This window comes from Pseudomonas putida (assembly GCA_041071465.1).
GTDB lineage: Bacteria > Pseudomonadota > Gammaproteobacteria > Pseudomonadales > Pseudomonadaceae > Aquipseudomonas > Aquipseudomonas putida_P.
On record CP163498.1, the window covers coordinates 2,951,221 to 2,977,746 of the forward strand.

At 62.2% G+C, this 26,526-nt stretch carries 24 protein-coding genes and 3 pseudogenes; 16 read left to right on the top strand and 11 right to left on the bottom strand.

What is annotated here, in order from left to right:
• Position 1 precedes the first annotated feature (1 nt).
• The 3 genes from AB5975_13685 (at position 2) to gdhA (ending at position 3,945) form a co-directional block, all read left to right on the top strand.
• A complete protein-coding gene (locus tag AB5975_13685; protein XDR22746.1) occupies positions 2–415 on the top strand; it encodes a hypothetical protein in 414 nt (137 codons plus the stop codon).
• Positions 416–715: 300 nt separating this feature from the next.
• A complete protein-coding gene (gene ettA / locus AB5975_13690; GenBank protein ID XDR22747.1) occupies positions 716–2,383 on the top strand; it encodes an energy-dependent translational throttle protein EttA in 1,668 nt (555 codons plus the stop codon).
• A 221-nt stretch (positions 2,384–2,604) separates the two neighbouring features.
• Positions 2,605–3,945: an NADP-specific glutamate dehydrogenase gene (gene gdhA / locus AB5975_13695; protein ID XDR22748.1), complete on the top strand. Its 1,341-nt coding sequence runs from the start codon at positions 2,605–2,607 to the stop codon at positions 3,943–3,945.
• 143 nt (positions 3,946–4,088) lie between these two features.
• On the opposite strand, the gene AB5975_13700 is transcribed toward gdhA, so the two are convergent.
• The 4 genes and pseudogenes from AB5975_13700 to AB5975_13715 all read right to left on the bottom strand — a co-directional run bounded on the left by AB5975_13700 (position 4,089) and on the right by AB5975_13715 (position 7,678).
• The gene (locus AB5975_13700; protein XDR22749.1) at positions 4,089–4,586 is read right to left on the bottom strand and encodes a GreA/GreB family elongation factor; all 498 of its coding nucleotides are present in this window, start codon (positions 4,584–4,586) and stop codon (positions 4,089–4,091) included.
• Positions 4,587–4,653: 67 nt separating this feature from the next.
• Positions 4,654–5,010 (bottom strand): hypothetical protein, encoded by a 357-nt coding sequence (locus tag AB5975_13705; GenBank protein ID XDR22969.1) that lies wholly within the window; start codon positions 5,008–5,010, stop codon positions 4,654–4,656.
• Between the two features lie 255 nt (positions 5,011–5,265).
• Positions 5,266–7,118, bottom strand: a pseudogene (locus AB5975_13710) (DUF4105 domain-containing protein).
• A 71-nt stretch (positions 7,119–7,189) separates the two neighbouring features.
• A complete protein-coding gene (locus AB5975_13715) occupies positions 7,190–7,678 on the bottom strand; it encodes a DUF3015 domain-containing protein (GenBank protein XDR22750.1) in 489 nt (162 codons plus the stop codon).
• A gap of 261 nt (positions 7,679–7,939) precedes the next feature.
• Here AB5975_13715 and AB5975_13720 point away from each other — a divergent pair, with 261 nt between their 5' ends.
• The 5 genes from AB5975_13720 (at position 7,940) to AB5975_13740 (ending at position 12,612) form a co-directional block, all read left to right on the top strand.
• Positions 7,940–10,378, top strand: coding sequence for a Lon protease family protein (locus tag AB5975_13720; GenBank protein XDR22751.1), 2,439 nt, complete (start codon positions 7,940–7,942; stop codon positions 10,376–10,378).
• Between the two features lie 160 nt (positions 10,379–10,538).
• Positions 10,539–10,877, top strand: a complete 339-nt coding sequence (locus AB5975_13725; protein XDR22752.1) for a hypothetical protein — start codon at positions 10,539–10,541, stop codon at positions 10,875–10,877.
• A gap of 109 nt (positions 10,878–10,986) precedes the next feature.
• Entirely contained in the window at positions 10,987–11,475 is a 489-nt protein-coding gene (locus AB5975_13730; GenBank protein ID XDR22753.1) for a TIGR00645 family protein, read from the top strand.
• A gap of 128 nt (positions 11,476–11,603) precedes the next feature.
• Complete coding sequence (locus AB5975_13735; protein ID XDR22754.1) at positions 11,604–11,909, top strand: DUF6482 family protein; 306 nt, start codon at positions 11,604–11,606, stop codon at positions 11,907–11,909.
• A gap of 85 nt (positions 11,910–11,994) precedes the next feature.
• Positions 11,995–12,612 (top strand): FKBP-type peptidyl-prolyl cis-trans isomerase, encoded by a 618-nt coding sequence (locus tag AB5975_13740; GenBank protein XDR22755.1) that lies wholly within the window; start codon positions 11,995–11,997, stop codon positions 12,610–12,612.
• 127 nt (positions 12,613–12,739) lie between these two features.
• Here the strand turns inward: AB5975_13740 and AB5975_13745 are convergent, their stop codons facing one another.
• The 3 genes from AB5975_13745 to AB5975_13755 all read right to left on the bottom strand — a co-directional run bounded on the left by AB5975_13745 (position 12,740) and on the right by AB5975_13755 (position 14,544).
• Positions 12,740–12,985 carry a hypothetical protein gene (locus AB5975_13745; protein XDR22756.1) on the bottom strand — a complete coding sequence of 82 codons (246 nt, stop codon included), beginning with the start codon at positions 12,983–12,985 and terminating at the stop codon, positions 12,740–12,742.
• An 84-nt stretch (positions 12,986–13,069) separates the two neighbouring features.
• Positions 13,070–13,408, bottom strand: coding sequence for a zinc ribbon domain-containing protein YjdM (locus AB5975_13750; protein XDR22757.1), 339 nt, complete (start codon positions 13,406–13,408; stop codon positions 13,070–13,072).
• Between the two features lie 167 nt (positions 13,409–13,575).
• Positions 13,576–14,544: a polyprenyl synthetase family protein gene (locus AB5975_13755; GenBank protein ID XDR22758.1), complete on the bottom strand. Its 969-nt coding sequence runs from the start codon at positions 14,542–14,544 to the stop codon at positions 13,576–13,578.
• A gap of 244 nt (positions 14,545–14,788) precedes the next feature.
• Between AB5975_13755 and rplU the strand changes: the two genes are divergently transcribed.
• The 5 genes and pseudogenes from rplU (at position 14,789) to AB5975_13780 (ending at position 18,474) form a co-directional block, all read left to right on the top strand.
• Positions 14,789–15,103, top strand: coding sequence for a 50S ribosomal protein L21 (gene rplU / locus AB5975_13760; GenBank protein XDR22759.1), 315 nt, complete (start codon positions 14,789–14,791; stop codon positions 15,101–15,103).
• Between the two features lie 38 nt (positions 15,104–15,141).
• Entirely contained in the window at positions 15,142–15,399 is a 258-nt protein-coding gene (gene rpmA, locus AB5975_13765; GenBank protein XDR22760.1) for a 50S ribosomal protein L27, read from the top strand.
• 187 nt (positions 15,400–15,586) lie between these two features.
• On the top strand, positions 15,587–16,813 hold the full coding sequence (cgtA, locus tag AB5975_13770) for an Obg family GTPase CgtA (GenBank protein XDR22761.1): 1,227 nt from the start codon (positions 15,587–15,589) through the stop codon (positions 16,811–16,813).
• Positions 16,814–16,898: 85 nt separating this feature from the next.
• Positions 16,899–18,017, top strand: coding sequence for a glutamate 5-kinase (proB, locus tag AB5975_13775; protein ID XDR22762.1), 1,119 nt, complete (start codon positions 16,899–16,901; stop codon positions 18,015–18,017).
• A 44-nt stretch (positions 18,018–18,061) separates the two neighbouring features.
• Positions 18,062–18,474: pseudogene (locus AB5975_13780) on the top strand (CreA family protein).
• Between the two features lie 104 nt (positions 18,475–18,578).
• Here AB5975_13780 and mksF read toward each other — a convergent pair.
• The 3 genes and pseudogenes from mksF to mksB all read right to left on the bottom strand — a co-directional run bounded on the left by mksF (position 18,579) and on the right by mksB (position 23,392).
• Positions 18,579–21,409 (bottom strand): annotated as a pseudogene (mksF, locus tag AB5975_13785) (Mks condensin complex protein MksF).
• The gene (gene mksE / locus AB5975_13790) at positions 21,406–22,113 is read right to left on the bottom strand and encodes an Mks condensin complex protein MksE (protein XDR22763.1); all 708 of its coding nucleotides are present in this window, start codon (positions 22,111–22,113) and stop codon (positions 21,406–21,408) included. The pseudogene mksF and the gene mksE overlap by 4 nt, the downstream one beginning before the upstream one ends.
• Complete coding sequence (mksB, locus tag AB5975_13795) at positions 22,103–23,392, bottom strand: Mks condensin complex protein MksB (GenBank protein XDR22764.1); 1,290 nt, start codon at positions 23,390–23,392, stop codon at positions 22,103–22,105. The genes mksE and mksB overlap by 11 nt, the downstream gene beginning before the upstream one ends.
• Before the next feature lie 237 nt (positions 23,393–23,629).
• Here mksB and AB5975_13800 point away from each other — a divergent pair, with 237 nt between their 5' ends.
• The 3 genes from AB5975_13800 to AB5975_13810 all read left to right on the top strand — a co-directional run bounded on the left by AB5975_13800 (position 23,630) and on the right by AB5975_13810 (position 25,508).
• Positions 23,630–24,415 (top strand): energy transducer TonB, encoded by a 786-nt coding sequence (locus AB5975_13800; GenBank protein XDR22765.1) that lies wholly within the window; start codon positions 23,630–23,632, stop codon positions 24,413–24,415.
• Positions 24,412–24,867, top strand: coding sequence for a ribosomal protein S18-alanine N-acetyltransferase (rimI, locus tag AB5975_13805; protein ID XDR22766.1), 456 nt, complete (start codon positions 24,412–24,414; stop codon positions 24,865–24,867). Before AB5975_13800 ends, rimI begins: the two co-directional genes overlap by 4 nt.
• A 65-nt stretch (positions 24,868–24,932) precedes the next feature.
• Positions 24,933–25,508 (top strand): DUF882 domain-containing protein, encoded by a 576-nt coding sequence (locus AB5975_13810; GenBank protein ID XDR22767.1) that lies wholly within the window; start codon positions 24,933–24,935, stop codon positions 25,506–25,508.
• Here the strand turns inward: AB5975_13810 and AB5975_13815 are convergent.
• The gene (locus AB5975_13815) at positions 25,448–26,365 is read right to left on the bottom strand and encodes a LysR substrate-binding domain-containing protein (GenBank protein XDR22768.1); all 918 of its coding nucleotides are present in this window, start codon (positions 26,363–26,365) and stop codon (positions 25,448–25,450) included. The two genes, AB5975_13810 and AB5975_13815, sit on opposite strands and share 61 nt — an antisense overlap.
• Between the last annotated feature and the right edge of the window lie 161 nt (positions 26,366–26,526).

Here is a 26,526-nt window from a genome sequence, read left to right on the forward strand (position 1 = left end):
TTTGGTTACTCACTTTTCCTCCAATGGCCTCGATTCCGCCTGTGGGCGCAGCAGTCAGACCCTTGTCAGCACTGCCGTGACCGAGGACGTATCCTGCAAATCGTGCCAGCGTTCGCTGGTCAAACCAGACGCGGCTGCCACCGCCAAGAGCAAGGCCCCATCGCTGGCTGAACTGCGCAAGACCGCCAAGGTGGCAGCTGCGCCGGCCGTTGCCGTGGCTGCGGCCAAGCCTGCTGCCAAGCTTGTCAGTACGGCGCCTGCGGCCGCCAAGCCGGCTAATGTGGCCAAGGGCGCCGAGCAGCAGCCTACCCTCAGCGCAGGCTTCAGCGTGAAGTCCGCCTGGGCCTCTCGCCTGGCTGAGCAGAGCGACCGTTGCCGTTTGCCGCGTGGCAAGGCCAAGCAGCGTCACGTCTGAGCCCTCTTCGGCCACTGCGGCGGCCCTTTCGCGGCTAAAGCCGCTCCCACAGGTGCTGTATTGCCCTTGAAGGCAGTGATATTCCTGTGGGAGCGGCTTTAGCCGCGAAGAGGCCGGAACAGGCAATAGACCCCCCCAAGGATCACACCGATCCCACCCCCCACTGGCGGTCCCTCCTATGCAACGCTGCGCGTTGGCGTAGAATGGTCGACTTTGTTCAATGACACCCAACACATCCCCCAGGCCATGCTGCCGGGGCGATCGTCGATGTCTTTACCTATCTGATTAGAGGGCTTGGTTTTGGCTCAATACGTCTACACCATGCATCGGCTGAGCAAGGTCGTGCCGCCGAAGCGGGAAATTCTCAAGAACATTTCCCTGTCGTTCTTCCCGGGCGCCAAGATTGGCGTGCTCGGCCTGAACGGCGCCGGTAAATCGACCCTGCTGCGGATCATGGCGGGCGTCGACAAGGAATTCGACGGCGAAGCCCGTCCGATGCCCGACATCAACGTGGGTTACCTGCCCCAGGAACCGCAACTGGACCCGACCAAGACCGTGCGTGAAGTGGTCGAGGAAGCGGTCAGCGTGATCAAGGACGCCCAGGCGCGCCTGGACGAGGTCTACGCCGCCTACGCCGACCCGGATGCCGACTTCGACAAGCTGGCCGCCGAGCAGGCCAAGCTGGAAGCCATCCTGCAGGCCGCCGACGGTCACAACCTGGAGCGCCAACTGGACGTCGCCGCCGATGCCCTGCGCCTGCCGGCCTGGGATGCGCGCATCGAACACCTGTCTGGTGGTGAGAAGCGCCGTGTGGCCCTGTGCCGCCTGCTGCTGTCGGCCCCCGACATGCTGCTGCTCGACGAACCAACCAACCACCTGGACGCCGACTCGGTGGCCTGGCTTGAGCGCTTCCTGCACGACTTCCCTGGCACCGTGGTAGCCATTACCCACGACCGTTATTTCCTCGACAACGTCGCCGGCTGGATCCTGGAACTGGACCGCGGCGCCGGTATCCCGTACGAAGGCAACTACTCGGGCTGGCTGGAAGCCAAGTCGGACCGTCTGGCGCAGGAATCCAAGCAGCAGAGCGCCCACGAGAAGGCCATGAAAGAGGAACTGGAGTGGGTGCGCAAAGGCGCCAAGGCCCGCCAGTCCAAGTCCAAGGCCCGTCTGCAGCGCTTCGAAGAAATGCAGTCGCAGGAATTCCAGAAACGCAGCGAAACCAACGAGATCTACATCCCGGCCGGTCCGCGCCTGGGTGACAAGGTCATCGAGTTCAAGAACGTCACCAAGGGCTACGGTGACCGCGTGCTGATCGACAACCTGTCGTTCGCCATGCCCAAGGGTGCCATCGTCGGCGTGATCGGTGGTAACGGTGCCGGTAAGTCGACGCTGTTCCGCATGCTGATGGGCAAGGAGCAGCCAGACTCGGGCAGCATCGAGATCGGTGAAACCGTGCAACTGGCCTGTGTGGACCAGAGCCGCGAGGACCTGGACGGCGCCAAGACCGTGTTCCAGCAGATCTCCGACGGCTCCGACCAGATCCGCATCGGCAACTACGAGATCCCTTCGCGTACCTACGTTGGCCGCTTCAACTTCAAAGGTGGCGACCAGCAAAAATTCGTCAAGGACCTGTCCGGTGGTGAGCGTGGCCGCCTGCACCTGGCGCTGACCCTGAAGGAGGGCGGTAACGTCCTGCTGCTCGACGAACCGTCCAACGACCTCGACGTCGAAACCCTGCGTTCGCTGGAAGAGGCCCTGCTGGACTTCCCGGGCGCCGCGATCGTGATTTCCCACGACCGTTGGTTCCTGGACCGTGTGGCTACCCACATCCTGGCGTACGAAGACGACTCGAACGTGGTGTTCTTCGAAGGTAACTACACCGAGTACGAAGCTGACCGCAAGAAGCGCCTGGGCGATGCCGCTGCCCAGCCGCACCGTGTACGGCACAAGAAGCTGGCTCAGTAAGCCGGTTTTTTGATGCACAGGAATGGGGCCCATGGTGGCCCCATTTTTGTGCCCGCCGCACAGGCAGAAGCAGGGTGCTGGGCGGTTATTTTGTATACATTTATATAAAACGCACCAAATAATTTCAAAAAAACGACATCTCGCCCTATTCCGGTGCGATTGCTTCTTGGTACATTCCTGAAAAAACCAATAAGTCCAAAACCTTCGGTGAGATGTCTACCATGATCGAATCTGTCGACAATTTCCTTGCACGCCTGCAACAGCGTGACCCTGGCCAACCGGAATTCCACCAGGCGGTGGAAGAGGTGCTGCGCACCCTGTGGCCATTCCTTGAGGCCAACCCTCACTACCTGCAATCCGGCATCCTCGAGCGCATGGTCGAGCCCGAGCGCGCTGTACTGTTTCGCGTGTCCTGGGTCGATGACCAGGGCAAGGTGCAGGTCAATCGCGGTTACCGCATCCAGATGAGCAGCGCCATTGGCCCGTACAAGGGCGGGCTGCGTTTCCACCCGTCGGTTAACCTCAGCGTGCTGAAGTTCCTGGCCTTCGAGCAAGTGTTCAAGAACTCCCTGACCTCGCTGCCCATGGGCGGCGGCAAGGGCGGCTCGGACTTCGACCCTAAAGGCAAGAGCGACGCTGAAGTGATGCGCTTCTGCCAGGCCTTCATGAGCGAGCTGTACCGCCACATCGGCGCCGACTGCGACGTACCGGCCGGTGACATCGGTGTGGGGGCCCGCGAAATCGGCTTCATGTTCGGCCAGTACAAACGCCTGGCCAACCAGTTCACCTCGGTGTTGACCGGCAAAGGCATGACCTACGGCGGCAGCCTGATCCGTCCGGAAGCCACCGGCTATGGCTGCGTGTACTTCGCCGAAGAAATGCTCAAACGCCAGGACAAGCGTATCGACGGTCGCCGCGTGGCGGTGTCCGGTTCGGGCAACGTTGCCCAGTATGCCGCGCGCAAGGTCATGGACCTGGGCGGCAAGGTGATTTCGCTGTCTGACTCCGAAGGCACCTTGTACGCTGAAGCCGGCTTGACCGATGCCCAGTGGGACGCCTTGATGGAGCTGAAGAACGTCAAGCGCGGCCGCATCAGCGAGCTGGCCGGGCAGTTCGGCCTGGAGTTCCGCAAAGGCCAGACCCCATGGAGCCTGCCGTGCGACATCGCCCTGCCGTGCGCCACGCAGAACGAACTGGGCGCCGAGGACGCCCGCACGCTGCTGCGTAACGGCTGCATCTGCGTGGCTGAAGGCGCCAACATGCCGACCACCCTGGAAGCTGTGGATATCTTCCTGGACGCCGGCATCCTGTACGCCCCGGGCAAGGCCTCCAACGCCGGTGGCGTGGCCGTATCGGGCCTGGAAATGTCGCAGAACGCCATGCGCCTGCTGTGGACTGCCGGTGAAGTGGACAGCAAGCTGCACAACATCATGCAGTCGATTCACCATGCATGCGTGCACTACGGTGAAGAAGCCGATGGCCGTATCAACTACGTCAAAGGTGCGAACATCGCAGGCTTTGTGAAAGTGGCCGATGCGATGCTGGCTCAGGGCGTCGTCTGATCTGAGGCTGCTGGGGGCCGCTTTGCGGCCCTTTCGCGACACAAGGCCGCTCCTACAGGGGACCGCGACAACCTGAATGATCGCGCAATCTTGTAGGAGCGGCCTTGTGTCGCGAAAGGGCTGCAAAGCAGCCCCCAGGGCCCTCAGCTTTCACCCTCAATTTCAAGTATCTCGATCACCTGATCCCCCACCGGCCGCCGCCAAACCACTTCATCCCCAGGCCCCGCACCCAGCAAAGCCCGCCCCAACGGCGACCCCCAGTTAATCAATCCACGCCCAGCATCCGCTTCATCCTCGCCTACCAGTCGCATCACATGCTCCTGGTCCTGCGCATCCACGAACCGCACCCGGCTACCAATCTGCACCTTGCTGCGAGAAGCCGCCGCCGGCACCACTTGGGCACTCTGTACCCGCGCGCTGAAATAGCGCAGGTCGCGCTCGGTATCGGCCAGCCGCTGCTTGTCGCCACGCTCACCTTGTGCCAGCAGTTCACTGCGCAAGGCATTCAGCTCGGCCACGCGCGCCTGTAACTGCTGCAGTCCGCTGGCAGTGACGTAGTTGGGCTGTTCGCTGATGCGTCGCTCGACCGGCTGGTCGGCCTGGGCGGCGGCCTGGTCTTCGTTGACGAATGCTCGGCTCATGCGGGGGCTCCTTGTGCAGGAGACCATCATGGCAGGCTGCCGGTTTCAAGGGATGTCCGTTTGCGACTCAGTCGTGGCGATAGGCCTTGGCGGCACCACGGTCCTTTTCCTGCTCCCACTCGCGGTCGCGCTGGTCCCAGAAGCGCTCGTGGTACTCGCGCTGTTCTTCACTGTTCTGCATGGCGTGGCACTGGCGGAAGCCGTCGTCCCAGCCGGTTTCGTACTGGCGCTCGTGCAGGTAGCGCGGCACGTTTTTGTTGAACCCGCCCACCATCAGCCCGGCCGCCTGGCGACCGCTGCTGCAGCCGTCCTGAAAGCCATCGGCATAGGCCGGGGGATAACCATGGTTGACCATCTGCTCGTGGGTGGTTTCGCAACCTGACAGCAACAACGCAATGCACACGCCGAACCAGTACCGCGACATAACCACCAGACCCTCCCGTTGATGGTGGAAAGTCTAGGTGGCGATTTGTCGGGGAGGTGTCAAAACAGTGTCAAAGAGTTGGTTGGGATACTCAGCTTTCAGCCTGACGCGCTGTCTGTAGGAGCGGCCTTGTGTCGCGATCGGGCCGCAAAGCGGCCCCGGGATTTCAGCGATGATGCAAATATTGCTGGGGCCGCTCTGCGGCCCGATCGCGACACAAGGCCGCTCCTACAAAAAGCGCGCAGGCCCGACCCGCTAGTAGTGATACCACTTCAGTTCCAGCATCACCTCGTTCTGCGCGGTAGCCAAATGGCTGAATTCGCGCGAAGCACTCAACCGCAGCCCAAGGTTCTGGCTGATTTCCCATTGCTGGTTCAGGCTCACGCTGCGCCGCACTTCGCCATTGGTGAAGTAGTCGCCCTTGGCCTCGAGCGTCATGTTGCCCAAGCCGTTGCGCCACAGCAGCCCGCCATTGAACCCCGCCGCTGGGGCGATGAACTGGGCGAAGTCATTGTGATGCTCGACCCGCACCGTGCCCAGGGCAAAGCCCAACAAACCGTCGGCCAGCTGCCAGGTGCCACCGGCGCCGCCATTCACATGGCTCACCAGCACCTCGTCATCGTGCTTGCCCGGCACCCGCTCCAGCCCACCAGCCACCTGCCATGACCAGGGCTTGAGCAGCTCGTTGCGTGGCGTCAGTGAGCGAATGGTGGCCAGGTCCAGCCGTTGTACCTGCCAATCGTTGCCTTCGTACTGGCGCACCTTCAGTTGCAAAATTTCGATCTGCGCGCCCAGCGGGAAGCCATAGGCGTTGTCATTCAGGTCGTGGTAGGCCATGCGCAGGCCGTATTCGGCGTAGGCACGGTCTTCACGGGTGCCCACGCCCAACTGCCAGGTGCGCGAGTCATGACCATCCTCGGGCAGGCCGGGGCGTTCGATTTGCAGGGGCGGCGGTGGGTTGCCGTTGATTGCACGCAGCAGCTCGAAGCTGCGTTTTGCCTGGCCGGGGTCGCGTTCCTGGCCATTGGCCCGGTACCGCTCCAGGCGATACGCCGCATCTTGCACCAGCGCCTGGCGTTCGCGGGGCAGGGCTTTGAATTCGGCGCTTTGCAGCTGCGCGGTGTCGGCGCTTGCCGCCAGTACCTGGCGTTTTTCGTTGTGGTCAAGCGGCTCGGCACGGGCCAGCAACTCGCGCTCGCGAGAGGGGCGGTAAGTCTCACTGGCGACCAGGCCGGACTGCTTCACGGCTTTCACGGTGTCGGTGGGAATGGCGGTTAGCGGAAACTGTGATGTCAGGTCCAGGCTCGGCCGGGCCACTTGCAGCAGCTCCAGTAGGCGATACGAGCAGTTTTCATCGAAGAAGAAGTAGTCGAACTGGATCTGCTTCAGCTCCCACACGTGCTCGACCATGCGCCCGGTTTCCTCGGGTGTCAGGTCCAGCTGGTACTCCCACAGGTCGCGGTTTTCCAGGCTGCGGTATTCGGAGAGTTTTTCCTGGTAGGGCATCAGCGCGAACAGCCCTGGGTAGCCCCCATCAGGCCTTTCCAGGCGTACAGGATGCTGTTGTCGCTGCCTTCGATGTAGGCACCGAAATTGATCGCGTAGCTCAGCAGGGTGGTGTCGTCGCTGCGGGTGGTGGACTGGTCGATGCGCAGCAGCGTGTGGCCGAACATCGACGACGGGCTGTTCAGGTAAGCTGCCGGGAAGATCAGCGCGGCGCTGTGCGGGTCGATCGACTGGTACCAGGTCTTGAATTCCTGGCAGTCCGGTTGCGGCAAGCCTTGCAGGTCGAGTTGTTCGCGCAGCCAGCGGGTACGCGCCGGGAATACGCATTGGGCGTGCTTGTCGCCGAGGCTGGCCGGGGCATACAGCGCGTCGACCGTGGCCTTCAGCTCCTGGTCGGGGTGATGCGCACCGTCCTCGGCGAGGAAGAACGCATCATCGTCCACATAACTGCGCCAGCCGCCGAGCTTGGCGGTTTCGTAGTGACCAATGGCGAGCCAGTAAGGGGTATTGGCCAGTTGCTGGAGACGGCCTTGATCCAGCACGGGCGCGGCTTGTACGGGGGCGCAGGCACACAGCGCCAGGGCAGCGAGGCGTTTGAGCATATCGGGCAACTACTTCTAAACGATGCCGAAAAAGGCGAAACCCGCCCCGGGTGGGGCGGGAGCAGCTGTGCTTAGGCCTCGGTGGCGTATTTGGCCAGGCGTGGGTCGCTTTTCAGAACGGCCAGGGTGTTGCTGTGAACCGTTTCGGCAGTGACGTCGGCGCTGCTGAAGATTTGGTTGAAGTGCTGGTGGGTGACCGAGTTGAAGTAGCCGCGGTCTTCCGGGGCCACACCAAGGACGACGGCATAGGTGGTCAGTGCTTCGCCCTGGCCCATGGCCATGTCTTCGGACAGCTCGTTCATCATGCCGTTCATGGCGAACCAGGACTTGCCGCCGTAGGTCAGCGAAGCCTTGGTCGAGCAGCCGTTGGTGCCGGAGGTCATGCCGAAGGTGGCGTTACCGGAGGTGCCGTTGGTGGTGGAAGCCAGGAAGTGTGCCGGCGTGCCGCGCTGGCCTTCGAACAGCATGTTGCCCCAGCCGCAGTTCGGGCCGCCAGGCGCTTCGGCCATGGCGTTCAGCGAGACCACGGTGAACAGAGTACCCAGAAGAATCCGTTTCATAGCATTTGTTCTCTTTGTCTTAACCAAGGGTCAGGGTTTCTGGCAACTCGGTTGCCAGGTCGGGAAAGCTTTTCACCCACCCGCGCAGCTTGGAGTTTAGGCACGATCTAAAGGTTGCGTTGTTGATTGCGAAAAATTTGCTGTTACATGACCTGCACGGGCTAAGACCTGCCGCGATATTAAAGTCCCGTAGAGCCTTGCAAGGCGCGCTGGGGCAGCGCCAGAATGCTGGTCATCTGCCCGCCGAAGTAAGGAAACCCAATGCCCGATCCTGTCGCTGCGCGCCTGCGTCTCGCGCCTGAAGCCCTGACCCGGCGTTTCTCCCCCGAGCAGTTTGCCTTTACCAATACCGACGATCTGGAGCCGTTTCGCGGAGTCCTGGGCCAGGAGCGTGCTGTCGAGGCCCTGCAGTTTGGCGTGGCCATGCCGCGCCCTGGTTACAACGTGTATGTAATGGGTGAGCCCGGTACCGGGCGCTTCTCGTTCGTAAAGCGCTACCTCAAGGCCGAGGGCAAGCGCCAGCAGACCCCGGCCGACTGGGTCTACGTCAACCACTTCGACGACACCCGTGAGCCACGGGCACTGGAGCTGCCGTCCGGGAGCGCCGCCGAGTTCATCAGCGACATGGGCGGGTTGATCGACAACCTGCTGTCCACGTTCCCTGCCGTTTTCGAACACCCGTCCTATCAGCAGAAGAAGGGTGCTATCGACCGTGCCTTCAACCAGCGCTATGACCGCGCCCTGGACGTGATAGAGCGCGCATCGCTGGAAAAAGACGTGGCCTTGTATCGCGATGCCAGCAACGTCGCCTTCACGCCGATGGCCGATGGCAAGGCGCTGGATGAAGCCGAGTTCGCCCAGTTGCCGGAAGCGGTACGCGAGCAGTTCCACGAAGACATTGCCTTGCTCGAGGAACAGCTGAACGAAGAGCTGGCCAGCTTGCCGCAGTGGAAGCGCGAGTCGAACAACCAACTGCGCCATCTGAACGAAGAAACCATCACCCTGGCGCTGCAGCCGCTGTTGGCGCCGCTGTCGGAAAAGTACGCCGAGAACGCGGCGGTCTGCGCATACCTGCAATCGGTGCAGTTGAACCTGCTGCGTACCGTGGTCGAGCAACTGGTGGATGACAGCAAGACCGACGCCGTGGCCCGCAAGCTGCTCGAAGAGCAGTACGCGCCCAGCCTGGTGGTGGGCCATCACGCAGCCGGCGGCGCGCCGGTGGTGTTCGAGCCGCATCCGACCTATGACAACCTGTTCGGCCGTATCGAATACAGCACCGACCAAGGCGCGCTGTACACCTCCTATCGCCAACTGCGCCCAGGCGCGCTGCACCGTGCCAACGGTGGCTTCTTGATTCTTGAAGCCGAGAAGATGCTGGGCGAGCCGTTCGTTTGGGATGCGCTCAAGCGTGCACTGCAGTCGCGCAAGCTGAAGATGGAGTCGCCGATCGGTGAACTGGGCCGTGTCGCCACGGTCAGCCTGCAGCCGCAGATGATTCCGCTCAACGTCAAACTGGTGATCATCGGCTCGCGCCAGCTGTACTACGCGCTGCAGGACCACGACCCGGACTTCCAGGAGATGTTCCGCGTGCTGGTGGACTTCGACGAAGACATGCCGATGGTCGACGAGAACCTGGAGCAGTTCGCCCAGCTGTTGCGCACCCGCACCAACGAAGAGGGCATGGCGCCGCTGACCAGCGACGCCGTGGCGCGCCTGGCCACCTACAGCGCTCGCCTGGCTGAAAACCAGTCGCGCCTGTCGGCGCGTATCGGCGACCTGTTCCAGTTGGTGAGCGAGGCTGATTTCATTCGCCAGCTGGCCAGTGACGAAATGACCGACGCCGGCCACATCGAGCGTGCGCTCAAGGCCAAGGCCACCCGCACCGGGCGTGTGTCGCAGCGGGTGCTGGACGACATGCTCGCCGGCATCATCCTCATCGATACCGAAGGTGCTGCAATCGGCAAGTGCAACGGCCTCACGGTGCTGGAGGTGGGCGACTCGGCGTTCGGTATGCCGGCACGTATTTCGGCCACTGTGTACCCAGGCGGCAGCGGCATTGTCGACATCGAGCGTGAGGTCAACCTTGGCCAGCCGATCCACTCCAAAGGCGTGATGATCCTTACCGGTTATCTGGGCAGCCGCTATGCCCAGGAATTCCCGCTGGCGATTTCCGCGAGCATCGCCCTGGAACAGTCCTACGGCTACGTGGACGGTGACAGCGCCTCGCTGGGCGAAGCCTGCACGCTGATTTCAGCCTTGTCGCGCACGCCGCTCAAGCAGTGTTTCGCTATCACTGGTTCCATCAACCAGTTTGGTGAAGTGCAGGCAGTGGGCGGGGTCAACGAGAAGATCGAGGGCTTCTTCCGCCTCTGCGAGGCGCGAGGCCTGACGGGCGAGCAGGGGGTGATCATTCCGCGTGCCAACGTTGCCACCCTGATGCTTGATGAGCGCGTGCTGCAGGCCGTGGAGAACGGCATGTTCCACGTCTATGCGGTCAGCCAGGCTGATGAGGCGCTGAGCCTGCTGGTGGGCGAGGAGGCCGGGGTGCTCGACGACAAGGGGCTGTTCACCGAGGGCAGCGTCAATGCTCGGGTGGTGGAGCGCCTGCGTGAAATTGCCGAGATGATCAGCGAAGAAGAAATCGAGAAGGCAGAAAAGGAACACCTGGAAGAGGTGATTGCCAAGGCCAAACCGGCTTGAGTCAATAAACTGGCGCTGGCGGCGATGTGCTACCGTTCAGCGCCGGTTTTCCATCTTTCTGTACTGTTCTTCTATGCTGGAACTTAAGGACGGTATCAGGTTCAGGATGGAAACAGCCTGAGGTTCAGGCTGAACAAGGCTTTTTGGAGGGGACGCGGCCATGCGCAACCTCAGCCTCACACGCCAGTGCCTGGGCCTGGTGACCCGCATCGAATGCAGCATCCGCCCACTGGCCGGGGACAACGGCATGTGGACGTTGCTGTTCGCCGCCGGCATGGCCGGTGAACAACCTTCCGCGATCAAGGCGCAGGGGCCGTTTCATGGGCCGCTGGTGGCCGAATCAGTGCTCAATGCCATCGTCGACAGCCTGACCTTGCATGGGTACCAGGTGGCCGAAGACCCGCAGATCTGGTGTTTGCATTTGCAGGCGCAGTTACGGCGGATCAATGGCGAGCGGTGCCGTAATCTTGGGGATTACCAGTTTCATCCAGAGACCTGAACGATTGCCGGGGCTGTAAAACAGCCCCCCGTTCACCGGGCTTTTGCTGTAACAGGTGGCTGGCTATACTCGCCGTCGATTTTTAGTCACCTGATGAGTCCTGAACTTCATGGAACGTATCCTCGAAAACGCGATGTATGCCTCGCGCTGGCTGCTCGCCCCGATCTACTTCGGCCTGTCCCTTGGCTTGCTGGCCCTGGCACTGAAATTCTTCCAGGAAGTGGTCCATGTCCTGCCCAACGTCTTCGCCCTGAGCGAAGCCGACCTGATCCTGGTGATCTTGTCGCTGATCGACATGTCGCTGGTGGGTGGCCTGCTGGTCATGGTGATGATCTCCGGGTACGAGAACTTCGTTTCGCAACTGGACATCGACGAAAGCAAGGAAAAGCTCAACTGGCTCGGCAAGATGGACTCTTCGTCGCTGAAGATGAAAGTTGCCGCATCGATCGTGGCGATTTCGTCGATTCACCTGCTGCGGGTGTTCATGGATGCGCAGAACATCTCCACCGATTACCTGATGTGGTACGTGATCATCCACATGACCTTCGTGATCTCGGCGTTTTGCATGGGCTACCTGGACAAGCTGACCAAGCACTAAGCCAGGTTGCTGCATTCACCGCCCGTCCGTTGCAAAACGGACGGGCGGTGTTGTTTCTGGCTTGTGCTTTCGGCTGGCCTGTAGAAAAAATGAGCACTCATGCGTGGTTCTCATCGCGAGGTGCTCTCATGAACCTGCATCAGCTCAACACCGAGGCCAGGGCTGGCCATGTCGACGAACTGAACCTGATCGCCATCGAAGGCGGTGACTACCTGCTCGAGGCCCGGGTCAAAGGCCACGCTCACCCTCTGTCCGATACCCGTGGTGAACGCTTGCGCGTGCACTCGGTGGAAGATGCGCGCAAGTTGCTGCAAACCATCCCCATGGTCTCGATGAACCTGGTGCATTGGTCGGTGCAGGACGAAATGTGCGGCATGGGTACGCACCCGGAAGAAGACCTGAAGGTGCCGATCTCCCAGCGCTCGGCCTGGTAGCTGCTCGCCGCGCCCCAGTGTGCTAGGCTGCTCGCCCTTTTCATCAAGGGCGCGGCTGCACTGCGCCCTGCAGTGGAGCACGACAATGTCCGAACTCAATCTGTCCACCGACGAAACGCGCGTCAGCTACGGTATCGGCCGTCAGCTGGGCGGCCAGCTGCGCGACAACCCGCCACCAGGCGTCAGCCTGGAAGCCATCCTGGCCGGCCTGACCGACGCCTTCAACGGCGCCGACAGCCGCGTCAGCGAAGCCGACCTGTCGGCCAGCTTCAAAGTGATCCGTGACATCATGCAAGCCGAAGCGGCCGCCAAGGCTGAAGCCGCTGCTGGCGCTGGCAAGGAATTCCTGGCCGAAAACGCCAAGCGTGATGGCATCACCACCCTGGCTTCGGGCCTGCAGTTCGAAGTACTGACCGCAGGTGAAGGCGCCAAGCCGACCCGCGAAAGCAACGTGCGTACGCACTACCACGGCACCCTGATCGACGGCACCGTGTTCGACAGCTCCTACGAGCGCGGCCAGCCGGCTGAATTCCCGGTTGGTGGTGTGATCGCTGGCTGGACCGAAGCCCTGCAGCTGATGAACGCTGGCAGCAAATGGCGCCTGTACGTGCCGAGCGAGCTGGCTTACGGTGCCCAAGGCGTTGGCAGCATCCCGCCGCACAGCGTACTGGTGTTCGACGTCGAGTTGCTCGACGTTCTGTAATGCCCTCGGGGCCGCATTGCGGCCCATTCGCGGGCAAGCCCGCTCCTCCAGGTATTGCGCAGAACTCAAACCTTGCGCGGTCGCTGTGGGAGCGGGCTTGCTCGCGAAGAGGCCAGCCCTGCTGGCCTCAATTCCAATCTGTCCCCATCGGGCGCAATGCCCGCGCATAGCAGAACAGAAACAAGTTCCGCACCAATTCCTTCAGTACCCCAGGTTCACTCGAATTCAACCCGCTCATGTCCAGGTCGCCCTGGTCACGCAATTCGTCAAGTGCATCTTGTTCAAGCACCGCACACACTTCGCCGGTTTCCCGATGAAGAATGCGCAGGTAGGGGTGAGGGCGGTCCAGCCAGGCGTCGATCAGATAAGTCATGGCTATTCTCCTTGGAAAGCGGTTCCAATGAGAATAATTCTTATTATCAAAATAGCAAGCGCCAATTGGCGGATTTTTGTGTAATCAGACTTTGCGCACGAATTCGGACTTCAGCTTCATGGCGCCGATACCGTCGATTTTGCAGTCGATATCGTGGTCGCCGTCACACAGGCGGATGTTTTTGACCTTGGTGCCAACCTTGACCACCAGGGACGAACCTTTGACCTTGAGGTCCTTGATCACGGTGACGGTGTCGCCGTCCTGCAGGATGTTGCCGACCGAGTCCTTTTTCACCACCTCGTCGATGGCCTCGGCATCGCCGCTGGCCGACCACTCGTGGGCGCATTCAGGGCAGATCAGCTGAGTGCCATCCTCATAGGTGTATTCGGAGTTGCATTTTGGGCAGGGTGGCAGAGTGCTCACTTCGGATCCTCAAACAAACAGACGGGCGGTTAAAAGCCCACATTGTAAAAGGTATTTTTCCAGAAGTGGTTATGTCCGGACAAAAGCATCGCGGGCAAGCACGCTCCTACAGGCGGCGCAGTCCTTGTAGGAGCGGGCTTGCCCGCGAATGAAGACGACTCTGTCTGTCAGTGAGTACGCGCGACCGCAAACTCGCTCAGCTCAACCAGCGCATCCCGGTATTCGCTGGCTGGTAGTACTTCGAGGCATGCAATGGCACGCTTCACATAATCACGCGCCAGCTCTGCGGTGTACTTCAGTGCGCCGGACTCTTCGACCGCCACGCGAATCTGCTCCAGATCCTCCAGGCCACCCTTCTGGATCGCCTGGCGAACCAGTGCGGCCTGCTCGGCAGTGCCTTCGCGCATGGTGTAGATCAGCGGCAGGGTAGGCTTGCCTTCGGCCAGGTCGTCACCGACGTTCTTGCCCAGGGTTTGCGAGTCACCCTTGTAGTCCAGCAGGTCGTCGACCAGTTGGAAGGCCACGCCCAGGTGGTCGCCGAAGGTGCGCAGGGCTTCGCGCTGCTCATCAGTGGCTTCGGCCAGCGCTGCGGCGCTGTGGGTCGAGGCTTCGAACAGCATCGCGGTCTTGCCGCGAATCACCTCCATGTAGACCTCCTCGGTGGTGCTGGCGTCGCGTACCCGCGACAGCTGCAGCACTTCACCCTCGGCAATCACCCGGGTGGCCTTGGAGAGGATCTGCATGACCGGCATCGAGCCCAGTTCGACCATCATTTCGAACGAGCGCGAATAAAGGAAGTCACCCACCAATACGCTCGGCGCATTGCCCCACAGGGCATTGGCGGTGGAGCGGCCACGGCGCATGCCGGACATGTCGACCACGTCGTCGTGCAGCAGGGTGGCGGTGTGCAGGAATTCAATGGTGGCGGCCAGCAGACGCAGGTCGTCGCCTTCACGGCCCAGGGCCTTGCCACACAGCAGTACCAGCAGGGGACGCAGGCGCTTGCCACCGGCCGACGTGATATAGTCGCCGATCTTCGATACCAGCGGCACGCGCGAGGTCAGCTGCTTCTTGATGATCTCGTCGACGGCGCTGAAATCATCAGCCACCGCGCGGTAGAAGGTTTGGGGTTGCATCGGCTGCTCCAGTGAGGTTGCGCGGCATGCTAGGTCGCGGGTCCCGGTGTGTCAAGGCGCGGTGCCAGCTGGCCGGGGGCGGTACTTGCAAGCAAAACCGCGGTTGCGTACAATCGCGCACCCTAACTTCCTGGGCAGCACCTGCCTTACGCAATTGCGCCGGGCCGTTCCAGCCCTGTGCAGCCATGCCAGCCAATACTCATCATATAAAGCGCTGGGTGAGCAGGATTATCGGAGAAATACCATGTCTTACGCAGTAATCGTTACCGGCGGCAAGCAGTACAAAGTCGCTGAAGGTGAATTCCTCAAGATCGAAAAACTGGAAGTCGCCACTGGCGAATCCGTGACCTTCGATCGCGTTCTGCTGGTCGCCAACGGTGAAGAAGTCACCATCGGTGCTCCAGTTGTTGCTGGCGCTAAAGTAGTGGCCGAAGTCGTTTCGCAAGGCCGCCACGACAAGGTTCGCATCATCAAGTTCCGTCGTCGTAAGCACCACATGAAGCGTATGGGCCACCGCCAGTGGTTCACCGAGATCAAAATCACCGGCATCCAGGCTTAATCCCCTAGATCCCCTGAATTTATTTGGAGAATTGAACCATGGCTCACAAGAAGGCTGGTGGTAGTACTCGTAACGGTCGCGACTCAGAATCTAAACGCCTTGGCGTGAAGATGTATGGCGGCCAGGTTATCAAGCCAGGCAACATCATCGTCCGTCAGCGCGGCACCGAATTCCACGCTGGCTACGGCGTTGGCATGGGCAAGGACCACACCTTGTTCGCCAAGATCGAAGGCGTGATCAAGTTCGAGAAGAAAGGCGAGTTCATGCGCCGTTACGTGAGCATCGTCGCCGCTTAATCGCGACGTCGCTCCAGAAGCCCCGTCATGCGACGGGGCTTTTTCGTTTGTGGTGAGCCTCTTGCAAAGCTGTTTGTCTGGGTTGCCGGCGTTGGTTTCTACGGTCGTACGGGGCCGCCGCGCTCATTTTTGCAAGAGCCTCATGTTTTGAGTCATTCAGCTCGTCTGCCGACGAGAGGCGGTTTTAATGAAGTTTGTTGACGAAGTATCGATTCGGGTCAAAGCCGGTGACGGCGGCAACGGTTGCATGAGCTTCCGTCGCGAGAAATTCATCGAGAACGGTGGCCCCAACGGCGGTGACGGCGGTGATGGTGGCTCGGTGTACATGGTTGCCGACGAAAACCTGAACACCCTGGTCGACTACCGCTACACCCGTCACCACGAAGCCCAGCGCGGCTCCAACGGCGGCAGCACCGACTGCACCGGCAAGAAGGGTGAAGACCTGTTCCTGCGCGTGCCGGTCGGCACCACCGTGATTGACGCCTCGACCCAGGAAGTGATCGGTGACCTGGTGACCCCTGGCCAGAAGCTGATGGTTGCACAAGGCGGCTGGCACGGCCTGGGCAACACCCGCTTCAAGTCCAGCACCAACCGTGCGCCGCGCCAGACCACCCCAGGCAAACCGGGTGACCAGCGTGACTTGAAGATGGAAATGAAGGTGTTGGCCGACGTCGGCCTGCTGGGCCTGCCGAACGCCGGCAAGAGTACCTTCATTCGCTCGGTCTCGGCCGCCAAGCCGAAAGTGGCCGACTACCCGTTCACCACCCTGGTGCCAAACCTGGGCGTGGTCAGCGTCGACCGCTGGAAGAGCTTCGTCATCGCCGACATCCCCGGCCTGATCGAAGGCGCTTCCGAGGGTGCCGGCCTGGGTATCCGCTTCCTCAAGCACCTGGCGCGTACTCGCGTACTGCTGCACCTGGTGGATATCGCGCCGCTGGATGAAAGCAGCCCGGCCGATGCCGCCGAAGTCATCGTCAACGAGCTGACCCGCTTCAGCCCGTCGCTGGCCGAGCGTGAGCGTTGGCTGGTACTGAACAAGTCGGACATGGTCATGGACGACGAGCGTGATGAACGTGTTCAGGAAGTGATTGATCGCCTCGAGTGGGAAGGCCCGGTCTACGTGATCTCGGCTATCTCCAAGCAGGGTACCGACAAGCTCAGCCATGACCTGATGCGCTACCTCGAAGACCGCGCCGATCGCCTGGCCAACGACCCGGCCTACGCCGAAGAGCTGGCCGACCTCGACCAGCGCATCGAAGACGAAGCCCGTGCCCAGCTGCAGGCCCTGGACGACGCCCGTACCCTGCGTCGCACCGGCGTCAAGAGCGTGCACGACATCGGCGACGATGACGGTTGGGACGATGATTTCGAGGACGACGAAGACGGCCCGGAAATCATTTACGTGCGCGACTGATCGGTTGCAGTACACTAAACGCCGCTCTCTGGAGCGGCGTTTTTGTATCCACGGTATCTACAGATTCGACATAGGTTGGAAGAAGATGCGAAGCAAGGTGACGGGCGCCAAGCGCTGGGTCGTGAAGATTGGCAGTGCTCTGCTGACCGCCGATGGCAAGGGCCTCGACCGCGGCGCCATGGCCGTTTGGGTCGAGCAGATGGTCGCGCTGCGTGAGGCAGGCGTGGAGTTGGTACTGGTCTCCTCCGGGGCCGTTGCTGCCGGCATGAGCCAGCTGGGCTGGACTACGCGACCGAGCGCGATGAACGAGCTGCAGGCGGCGGCCTCGCTCGGCCAGATGCGCCTGGTGCAGGCCTGGGAGTCGAGCTTTGGCGAACACGGCAAGCACACCGCGCAGATCCTCTTGACCCATGACGACCTGTCCGACCGCAAGCGTTACCTGAACGCCCGCAGCACCTTGCGCACTTTGGTCGACCTGGGTGTGGTGCCGGTAATCAACGAAAACGACACCGTGGTCACCGACGAAATCCGCTTCGGTGACAACGACACCCTGGCGGCGCTGGTAGCCAACTTGGTCGAGGCCGACCTGCTGGTGATCCTCACCGACCGCGATGGTATGTTCGACGCCGACCCGCGTAACAACCCGCAAGCCCAACTGATTTACGAAGCCCGTGCCGACGACCCGTCGTTGGATGCCGTGGCCGGTGGTACCGGTGGTGCCCTGGGTCGTGGCGGCATGCAGACCAAGCTGCGCGCAGCGCGCCTGGCTGCCCGTTCCGGTGCCCACACCATCATCATCGGTGGCCGCATCGAGCGCGTGCTGGATCGCCTCAAGGCGGGCGAGCGCCTGGGTACCTTGCTGTCGCCCGAGCGCGGCATGCTCGCTGCGCGCAAACAATGGCTGGCAGGCCACCTGCAGACCCGTGGCACCCTGGTGCTGGATGCCGGTGCCGTGCAGGCACTGCGCCAGGCCAACAAGAGCCTGTTGCCGGTCGGCGTGAAGACCGTGCAGGGCAGCTTCCGCCGTGGCGAGATGGTGGTGTGTGTTGGCCCGGACGGTATCGAGGTGGCCCGCGGCCTTGCCAACTACAGCGCCCTGGAGGCGCAGAAGATCATTGGCCAGCCCTCGGACGCGATCGAGTCGATTCTTGGCTACAGCGCCGAGCCTGAGCTGGTACACCGCGACAATCTGGTGCTGGTATGAGCCTGTTCAAGCGGGTGATTGCCGTGGCAGCGCTGGCACTGCCAATGCTGGCCGGGGCCGAGGAAGTCGGCCAGGTGTCCACGGTCTTCAAGTTCCTTGGGCCGAACGACCGCATTGTGGTCGAAGCGTTTGACGATCCCAAGGTCGAGGGCGTGACCTGCTACCTGTCACGGGCCAAGACTGGCGGCATGAAGGGTGGCTTGGGGCTGGCGGAAGACCGTGCGGAGGCGTCGATTGCCTGCCGTCAGGTCGGCCGATCAACTTCAAGGGTGAGTTGAAGGATGGCGAGGAAGTGTTCAAGGAACGCACCTCGCTGGTGTTCAAGACCATGCAGGTGGTGCGCTTTTTGGACAAGAAGCGCAATACGCTGGTGTACCTGGTGTACAGCGACCGCATGATCGAAGGCAGCCCGCAGAATGCGGTGACCGCGATACCGATCTTGCCTTGGGCTCATTGATAGCCTGGTAGATTGCCGGGAGGCCTTCGGCCTCCTTTCGCGACACAAGGCCGCTCCTACAGGGGAGCACATATCCCTGTAGGAGCGGCCCCATCACACCGATATCAGGCCAATTCCTCGGCCTGATCCTCACGCACAACCGCCTTCACTTCATCCAGCCGGCTGATGAACTTCCAGTCCGCCTCGTCGATGTAGATGCCGTTTGGCCCGCTGCCACCTTCCAGGTCGATCGCCACGCGTGCCGATACCTGCGGCTTCACGCTCGCCAGAATCGGCACGAAGCCCAGCTGCAGGCTGGTTTCCAGCAGTGCCGCCTGGTTGCGTTCGTCGATGTCCGCCGCTTCGTCCAGGTAGTACGGCAGGCGAATGCGACCGGCCAGGTCGCGGTCCATCAGGTGCAGCAACAGGTACATGTTGGTCAGCGCCTTGATGGTCATGGTGGTGCCGTTGGACGCTGCGCCGTCGATGTCGGCGTGGATGATCGGCTGGCCGTTGACCTTGGTGATCTCGAACGCCAGCTCGAACAGGTCCTTGAGGCCCAACTGGTTGTGGTTGGCTGCCACCAGGCGTGCCAGGTATTCCTTGGCCTCTTCGTTCTTGTTGTCCTGATCGGCACTTTGGGTCAGGTCGAACACCGACAGGGTTTCGCCTTCTTCGTACTGGCCGGCACTGTGGATGATCTGGTCGATGTGCTTGAGCGCTTCCTTGTTCGGCGCCAGTACCACGCGGAAGCTTTCCAGGTTGGACACCTGGCGCTTGTTGATCTCGCGGTTGAACAAGGCCAGCTGGTGCTCGAGGCTGTCGTAGTCGCTGCGGATGTTGCGCAGGGTACGGGCGATGTCGGTGACTGCAGCGCGGCGGGCCTTGGCCAGGGTCAGGGCCTCGTCGGTTCGGTGCGCATAAGCGTTCACCAGCAACTGCAGGCGGCGTTCCATGTCGTCTTCGCTGTCGAACTTGGCCACGCCTTTCAGACGCACCTGGGCGTACAGCGCCTCGATCTGGTTATCCACACGTTGCAGGCCTTGCCAGCTGTCCTGGTAGTCGTTGAGCAGCGGCAGCAGGTTGTCCATCGAGTCGTCGATGGCTTCCATGAACGGCGTGCCATAGGGCAGGTCGGCCGGTAGCAGTTGGCGACGACGCAGGGCGTCTTCCAGGGTGCGCTGCTTGGACTCCAGGTCACCAAGCTGCCTACCGACCAGCTGCAGCTTGGCCGACAGCTGCTGGACACGCTCGGTGAAGGCATCGCTGGAGCGCTTGAGTTCGTCCTGGGCGGCTTCCAGTTGCGACAGCTGTTCCAGCTTCTCGGGCTCTTCGGCGGCCAGGGTTTGGCTGCGGCGGAAGTCCTCCAGCGCTTTCTGCGCATCCAGCACTTCCTGGTACAGGGTTTCGGTCTGCGCTTTGGAGGCGGAGCGGTCGGCGGCCACGGCTTGCTGGGTCTTGAGCTGCTTCAGCTCTTTTCCAGGCGCTCTTTCTGGTCGCGCAGGGCGGCGCGGTCCGCCAGGGCTTGCAGTGCCGGCGGGTCGATGTGGGTCAAGTCGATGGCCAGGCCCGGGGCTTCGAAACGTTCGCCCTTGAAGCCATCCAGCACCGCTTCCAGCGTTTTCACCCACAGGTCGCTGTCGTCCAGCTCGATGCCACGGTCGCCCAGCGGCAGGCTGAACAGTGCGCCGTTGAACAGGCGCATCAGGCGGTCGACGTCCTGCTGCGAGAACTCTTCGCGCAGGCGGGCGTAGCTGTTGTTGTCGGCGTGGTCCAGCTGCTGCTTGACCTGCTTCAGGCGTTTTTCCAGGTCGCGTACGCGCTCGTCCAGGTCTTCGGCACTGAACTGCCGCGACTGGGCCAGGGCGCCGGCCAGTTCGTCGTGGGCGTCCTTGGCCGCCAGCAACTGCTGCTCCAGCACCTTGACGTCATCGACCAGGGCGAAGCGGTGCTTGAGCACCGACAGCTCGCCCAGCCAGCGCTGGATACCGGTGATTTCACGTTCCAGGCGCATCAGTTCCTGGGTACCGCCGCGCTGATCGTTCTGCAGGCGGTCCTGCTCGCCACGGTAGTGCTCGGACTGGATGACCAGCTCTTCCTTGCGCGCCATGGCGTATTCTTGCCAGGTGCCCAGCAGGGTGTCGAGCACAGGCGAAATGCGGTGCAGCTTGCCGCGCAGGATGTCGCGCTGGGCAACACCACCAGCCAGGGCCTCGACCAGTGGGCCGGCAGCAACCAGGGCGTTGTAGTCCTGCTCCATGCGGCGTACGTCGCGGAAGGCCTCTTCGCACGCCGCGATGTAGTCGACGCTGCCTGAACGCAGGCTGTGCTCGAACGCGTCGAGGAACAGCTGCTTGAGCTTGGCCGCGGTGATTTCGCGCATGTGCAGCAGGTTGATGAACAGCGCGCGGAAGGTTTTCAGGCTTTGCTCGCTGGTGGAGCGCAGCGGGATCATGGTCAGGTCCAGCGGCACCGAGGTGTGGCCGCCAACCAGCAACCGGCGCAGTTCGTCCGGCTTCACTTCATAAGCCTTGATGCCAAGGCGCTCGAGGTTGGTGAACAGCTCTTTCTGGCGTAGGCAGGTGTCGTTTTTCTGGTAGTGGGCCAGGTCCAGTTCGCCTTTGTAGGCGAAGAACTGGTGGCCGAAACCGCCACCCGGGCCGCGCCCGACCACGCCGATCACGTGCGGGCCGTGGGGCAGGCTCAGTTCGCAGAGAATGTACGAGGTGTCGCTGGCAAAGTAGAAGCGGCGCGACTGCTCGAGGCTGTACTTGCCGAAGCTCATGTCCGACATGCGCGCCAGGATAGGGAATTGCAGGGCGTTGATCGACGCCGATTTACCCAGGTTGTTGGCGCCGTACACCGACAGCGGGTGCTCCAGCGGGAACAGGCCAAGGCTGTAGCCGGCGGTGTTGAGCAATGCGAAGCGGCGGATGCCGTAGCGTTCCTGGCTCATGCGTCAATCTCCTGTTGCTCTTCGCGGATGGCCCGGGCCAGCGCGTCCTCTTCGCTTTCCTCGCCCTCGAAGGGCGTGAGGTCGAGCGGGTCGTCGGTACGGTTGAGTTCTTCGGCGCTTTCTTCCTCGACCAGTACCGGGGGCGGCAGCGGCAGGTCGCTGTGCAGGGTGGCGGCTAGGTCGCGGTCTTGCTGCACCGAAAGGCACACATCGAGGAAGCGGTGCATGGGCGGCAGGAAGCGGTAGATACCACCTTCCTCGTGGGCGAAGCCGAGCTGGGTCATGCGCCGCAGGATCTTTTCTTCCAGCTCGTCCACTGTCTGCACTTCGGCTTGCAGGAACAGGTCGCGGTACTTGTCCAGCAGCGAGGGCAGTTCGTCGCGGCCAATGCTGCCGCCGTCGAGTACGGCCATCGGGTCACGGCCCTGGTCGGCAAGGTGTTCGACCAGGATGAAGGTGAACAGCGACAGGCGCTGCGCGGTCTTGTTGACCTGGGCGGCGGTCATGTCCGGGACGAAGTAGTAGAAGCCACGGGTGTCGCACACCAGTTCGAAGCCCAGGGCCTTGAACAGGGTGCGGTACTGGTCCTGGAAATTCGACAGCTGCGCATACAACTCGGGGTCGCGGCGGCTGACGTGGAAGCCTTTGAACAGCTCGCGGAAGATCGGCGCGAGCTGGGACAGTTCGGAAAGATCAAGATGCATGGGCTGGGCTCGCGTTGGATTCGGTAGGCGCGCTGGCGGCGTCTTCGCGGCTGGAGGTCAGGGCGAACGAGCGCAGGCTGACCAGGTGTTCCTGGGTGGTGTACTCGCGGCGGTCGAGGCGTTCGCGCTTGAAGCGTTTTTCCCGCGACAGGCGCGAGAACCAGTACAGCAACTCGTCCGTAGCACCCTCGGGCTCCTGCTCAAGCAGCCAGACCATCAGGTCAGGCAGCGGCAGGGCTTGTTCGCAGCGTTCGGCCATTTCTTTCACCGTGCGCGGGGCGCGGGGCAGGGCACCGGACTGGGTCTTGTGGGCCTTGGGGAAGCGCGCTGGCTTGGGTTCGAAGCGGGCCAGGGCGTAGACGTAGGCCTCGACCTGGCTGGCACTGCCAAGGAAGGTGCTTTGCGGGCGGGTGAACATCGGCATGGCCGCTTGCGGCACGGCATCGATGCCCTTGCGCCGGATCACCGACAGGGCCAGTGCGGCGCCACGGGTCACGGCATTGTGCCGGCGTGCTTCTTCGCGCAGTGGCAGTAGCAGCTCGCGGGCGTGGCGCAGGGTCAGCTGGGCGCTGGTCTGCATTTCGAGGATGCGCGCATGGGTGCGCAGCAGCATGTCGTCATCGACCAGGTGGCCCAGGCGCGCCTGTTCGCCCAGCAGCTTCAACAGCACGGTCTCGACCTTGCGCACGCCCTGCTCGAAGGCGCCGTCGGCGTTGACCAGCTGGATCATCGGCTCGACGTATTCGTCCCAGGTGGCGAGTACTTCGGCATACCGCTGGCGCAGCGGAATCTGGCGGTTGCTGGTCTTGGCCCGTTCGGCCACGGCCACCAGCGCCTGCTCGTCGTTGTCGAGCTTTTTCAGCACATCGCGCACGCGCATGTCGAGCAGGCGCAGCTGGCGCGCCAGGTCGTCGCTGTCGCGATTGTCGAAGGCATCCTGGATGTGCCCGGCCAGGCGTTCCAGGTGGCGCAAGTAGGCTTCGATTTCCAGGCACAGACCCAGCCGGTGTTCGCGGCGCAGGTAGGCGAGGAAGTCGTGGATCTGCGCGTTGAGCTCGAAGCGGTTCGGGCTCTTGGCGACCGGGACCAGGATATCCAGGCGGATCCACACGTCGAGTAGCTGGGTGATGTCCTGCGGGGTGCTTTCGAGCTGCTGGCGGGCCACATGCTGGCGCAACTCGACCAGGCTCAGGGTGCCCTGGTCGAAACGCTCGCACAGCGGCTCGATCAGGGCCCAGTGTTCGGCTAGGGCGCGCAGGACGCGCTTGGGTTCGATCATTGGCTTCGACTCGTTGCCAAGAAAAAGGGGGCGATTGTACTGCATCCCGGGGGGAGGTTTTCACCCCTTGGTCTGTAATGAGGGATAACCTTATGGCTAGTAGGTGTATGGCGTTGTTTTTGGGGCGTTTTTGAGCGCGAGCGCCGCACGGGCGGCGCTCGGTCTGATAGGCGCTGCAAAAACCAAGGCGTACACGTTAGAATGCCCAATTGTCTTCACCCCTCGGATACCCATCCCTTGCTCACCGAACCCCGTCGCCGCGCCTACCTTTCCGCCATGCAAGTGGTGCACTGGTTGCCGCGCGCCGAACTGCCGTTCGCCGCACCGTCGCGGCCGGAGCTGTTGTTGCCGGTGGCGACGGTCGAGGATGTCGATTTCGAAATCAGGCCGGCACCGGCTGCAAATGACGCTCCCGCCACACCCCAGGCCCGTTCCGGCGAACGGCCGAAAATCGAGATCCCGCGCCCGAACAGCGCGCCCAAACCCGCCGCCAAGCCGGTCGAGGCCGAAGAGCAGCCGGCGGCACCCCGCCCGGCGCCCGTGCCACCTCCACGCTTCTCGTTGCAGTTGCTGCGCACCGGCAGTTGCCTATTGCTGGTGGAGTTGGCCACAGGCCAGCCGTTCCAGAGCCGCGACCCGTCCTACCTGCTGCTCAAGGACATGCTGCGTGCCGCCGGCCTGCCCGACGCCCCGCAGATCATCGGCGAGCCTGTGCGCTGGCCGCTGCTGGTGCGCGGCAACATGGACCAGGGCCCGGAGGCCGCGCGCGATTTCGTCCAGGGTTTTGTCCAGGCCCGCCTAGAAGACGCCCCGAGCACCTGTCTGTGGCTGATTGGCTTGCCGGCACTGCGCTTTGCCGCCAATGCCGATGCCGAGGCCTATTACCAACCCCTTAAGCTGGACGGCCTGGGCGACGCCTGGGCGCTGCCGGGCCTTGAACTGTTGATGGACGAGCCGCAACGCAAGGCGGACGTCTGGAAAGCCATGCGCCAGCTGATGGCGCGCTGGAAGAGCGTTGAATGAGTGACTCGATCAGTTTCCGCCCGATGACCGAGGCGGATCTGGATGCCGTGCTTAAGATCGAATATGCCGCGTTCAGTCATCCCTGGACCCGCGGAATCTTTCAGGATGCGCTCAAGTCGTACGAGGTCTGGCTGATGTTCGACGGCCAGCAGCAAGTGGGCCATGGCGTAATCAACGTGATCATCGACGAAGCCCACCTGCTCAATATCACCGTAAAGCCGGAAAACCAGGGTTGCGGCATGGGCCTGCGCCTGCTCGAGCACCTGATGGCCCGGGCCTACCAGCTCAATGGTCGCGAATGTTTCCTGGAAGTACGCGCCAGCAACCAGTCGGCTTATCGTCTATACGAACGTTACGGTTTCAACGAAATCGGCCGACGCCGTGACTATTATCCGATTGCTGGTGGCCGTGAAGATGCCCTGGTGATGGCCTGCACGCTGCTTGAGGATTGACCTGGCTTAATCGATAGCAGCCACAGCGTGGTTTTCTTTGTTCTCCAAGCACGGATGGCTTAAGGATGAAAAAACTGCTTCTTGTAGCAGGCCTGTTGATTGCCGGGGCTGCTCACGCCGATGAGCGCGACGTGTGGATGTTCGCCCAGTGGGCTGGTGACCATCAAACTCGGCCCTTTCGTGAAATGCTGGTCGATGCCCGTCTATATGGGGTAGTGCCTATCCATCAGTTGCTGCGGTCGGCCTCGGACTGGAAGCTGTGCCGAGCGTCGCCTTTCGCCGTGCCACCCGCCGGCAATTGGCCGGCTGTGCGCACCACCCTTGCGTTGATCAAGACACTCGATGACCAAGGCATCCTGCGCCAGTTCGAGGTGGTTTCGGCTTACCGTGAGCCGCGACTGAACGCCTGCGCCGGCGGGGCAGCGAACAGTGCGCATATGCGCGCTTTCGCCGTCGATATCTTGCTGCCAGCCTGGGCCGACCCCTACCCGCTGTGCCGTTTCTGGCAGCAGCACGGGCAGGCCTGGAACATGGGCCTGGGGCGCTATCCTTCAGGCCGCATTCACGTGGATACCGCCGGTTATCGCACCTGGGGTGGCGATGGCAGTGCGGGGTCGTCGTTCTGCAACAAGCCCAAATGAGCCAGAGAGCGCCGGCATTCGTCCATTACCCACTCGGCGAAGCGCTGGCGTTTGCTGTTGTCGTCCAGGGGCAGTGGGCTAAGCAGGTGATAGGCCGAGCCGTCGCGCACAAAACCGTAGGGGGCCTGCAACTGCCCGCTGTCGAGTTCGTCGCCCACCATCAGGGCTGAGGCCATGGCCAGGCCCAGGCCGGCGCTGGCGGCCTGGATAGACAGGTAGAAGTGCTCGTAGTCGCTGCGTTCGTTGTGCAGTGCCTGCTGGCCGCTCAGGCGCAGCCAGGTGGGCCATGCAGCGGGGCGGGTGGTGCTGTGCAGCAAGCGCTGGCCGTCCAGTTGAATGGGGGCGCCGGGGTGGCGCACCGGGCCGATCCATTCGTCACAGATTTTCTGGTTGTACAGCTGGTTGCCCCAGTGGAAGTCGTCGCGGCGGATTGCCAGGTCGACACCGCTGCGGGCGAAGTCCAGCGGCCCGCCTGCGGCCACCAGGTGCAACTGCAGGTCGGGGTGTGCAGCATGGAAGCGGGGCAGGCGTGGGATCAGCCAACGCATGGCGATGGTCGGCTCGCAGGACAGCACCAGCACATTGTCGCGGGCCTGTTGTTGCAAGCGCTGCACGGCGCCTTCGAGTTGTTCGAATATTGCCTGGGTAGTGCCTTGCAGGGCTCGGCCGGCGGGGGTGAGGAAAATGGCCCGGTTACGGCGCTCGAACAGCTCGACGCCAAGGCTTTCTTCAAGCAGGCGTACCTGGCGGCTGACCGCGCCGTGAGTGACGTGCAAGTGTTCGGCGGCGCGCACGAAGTTCTCGGTTTGGGCGGCGATGTCGAAGTAACGCAAGGCATTTAATGGCGGCAGTTTCATGGTCTTCCTGCTGGCCTGTGCAAGCGTTTGCACAGGTTAACGTTTTGCTTGTCTGTGAGGAAAACTATCAGATTTACAGCACTTTAAATCGATTTTTACTCTTCTATAAGCACTCGATAATAACGCGGTCTGCGCATTTTCATCGCCTATCGAGAGCCCCT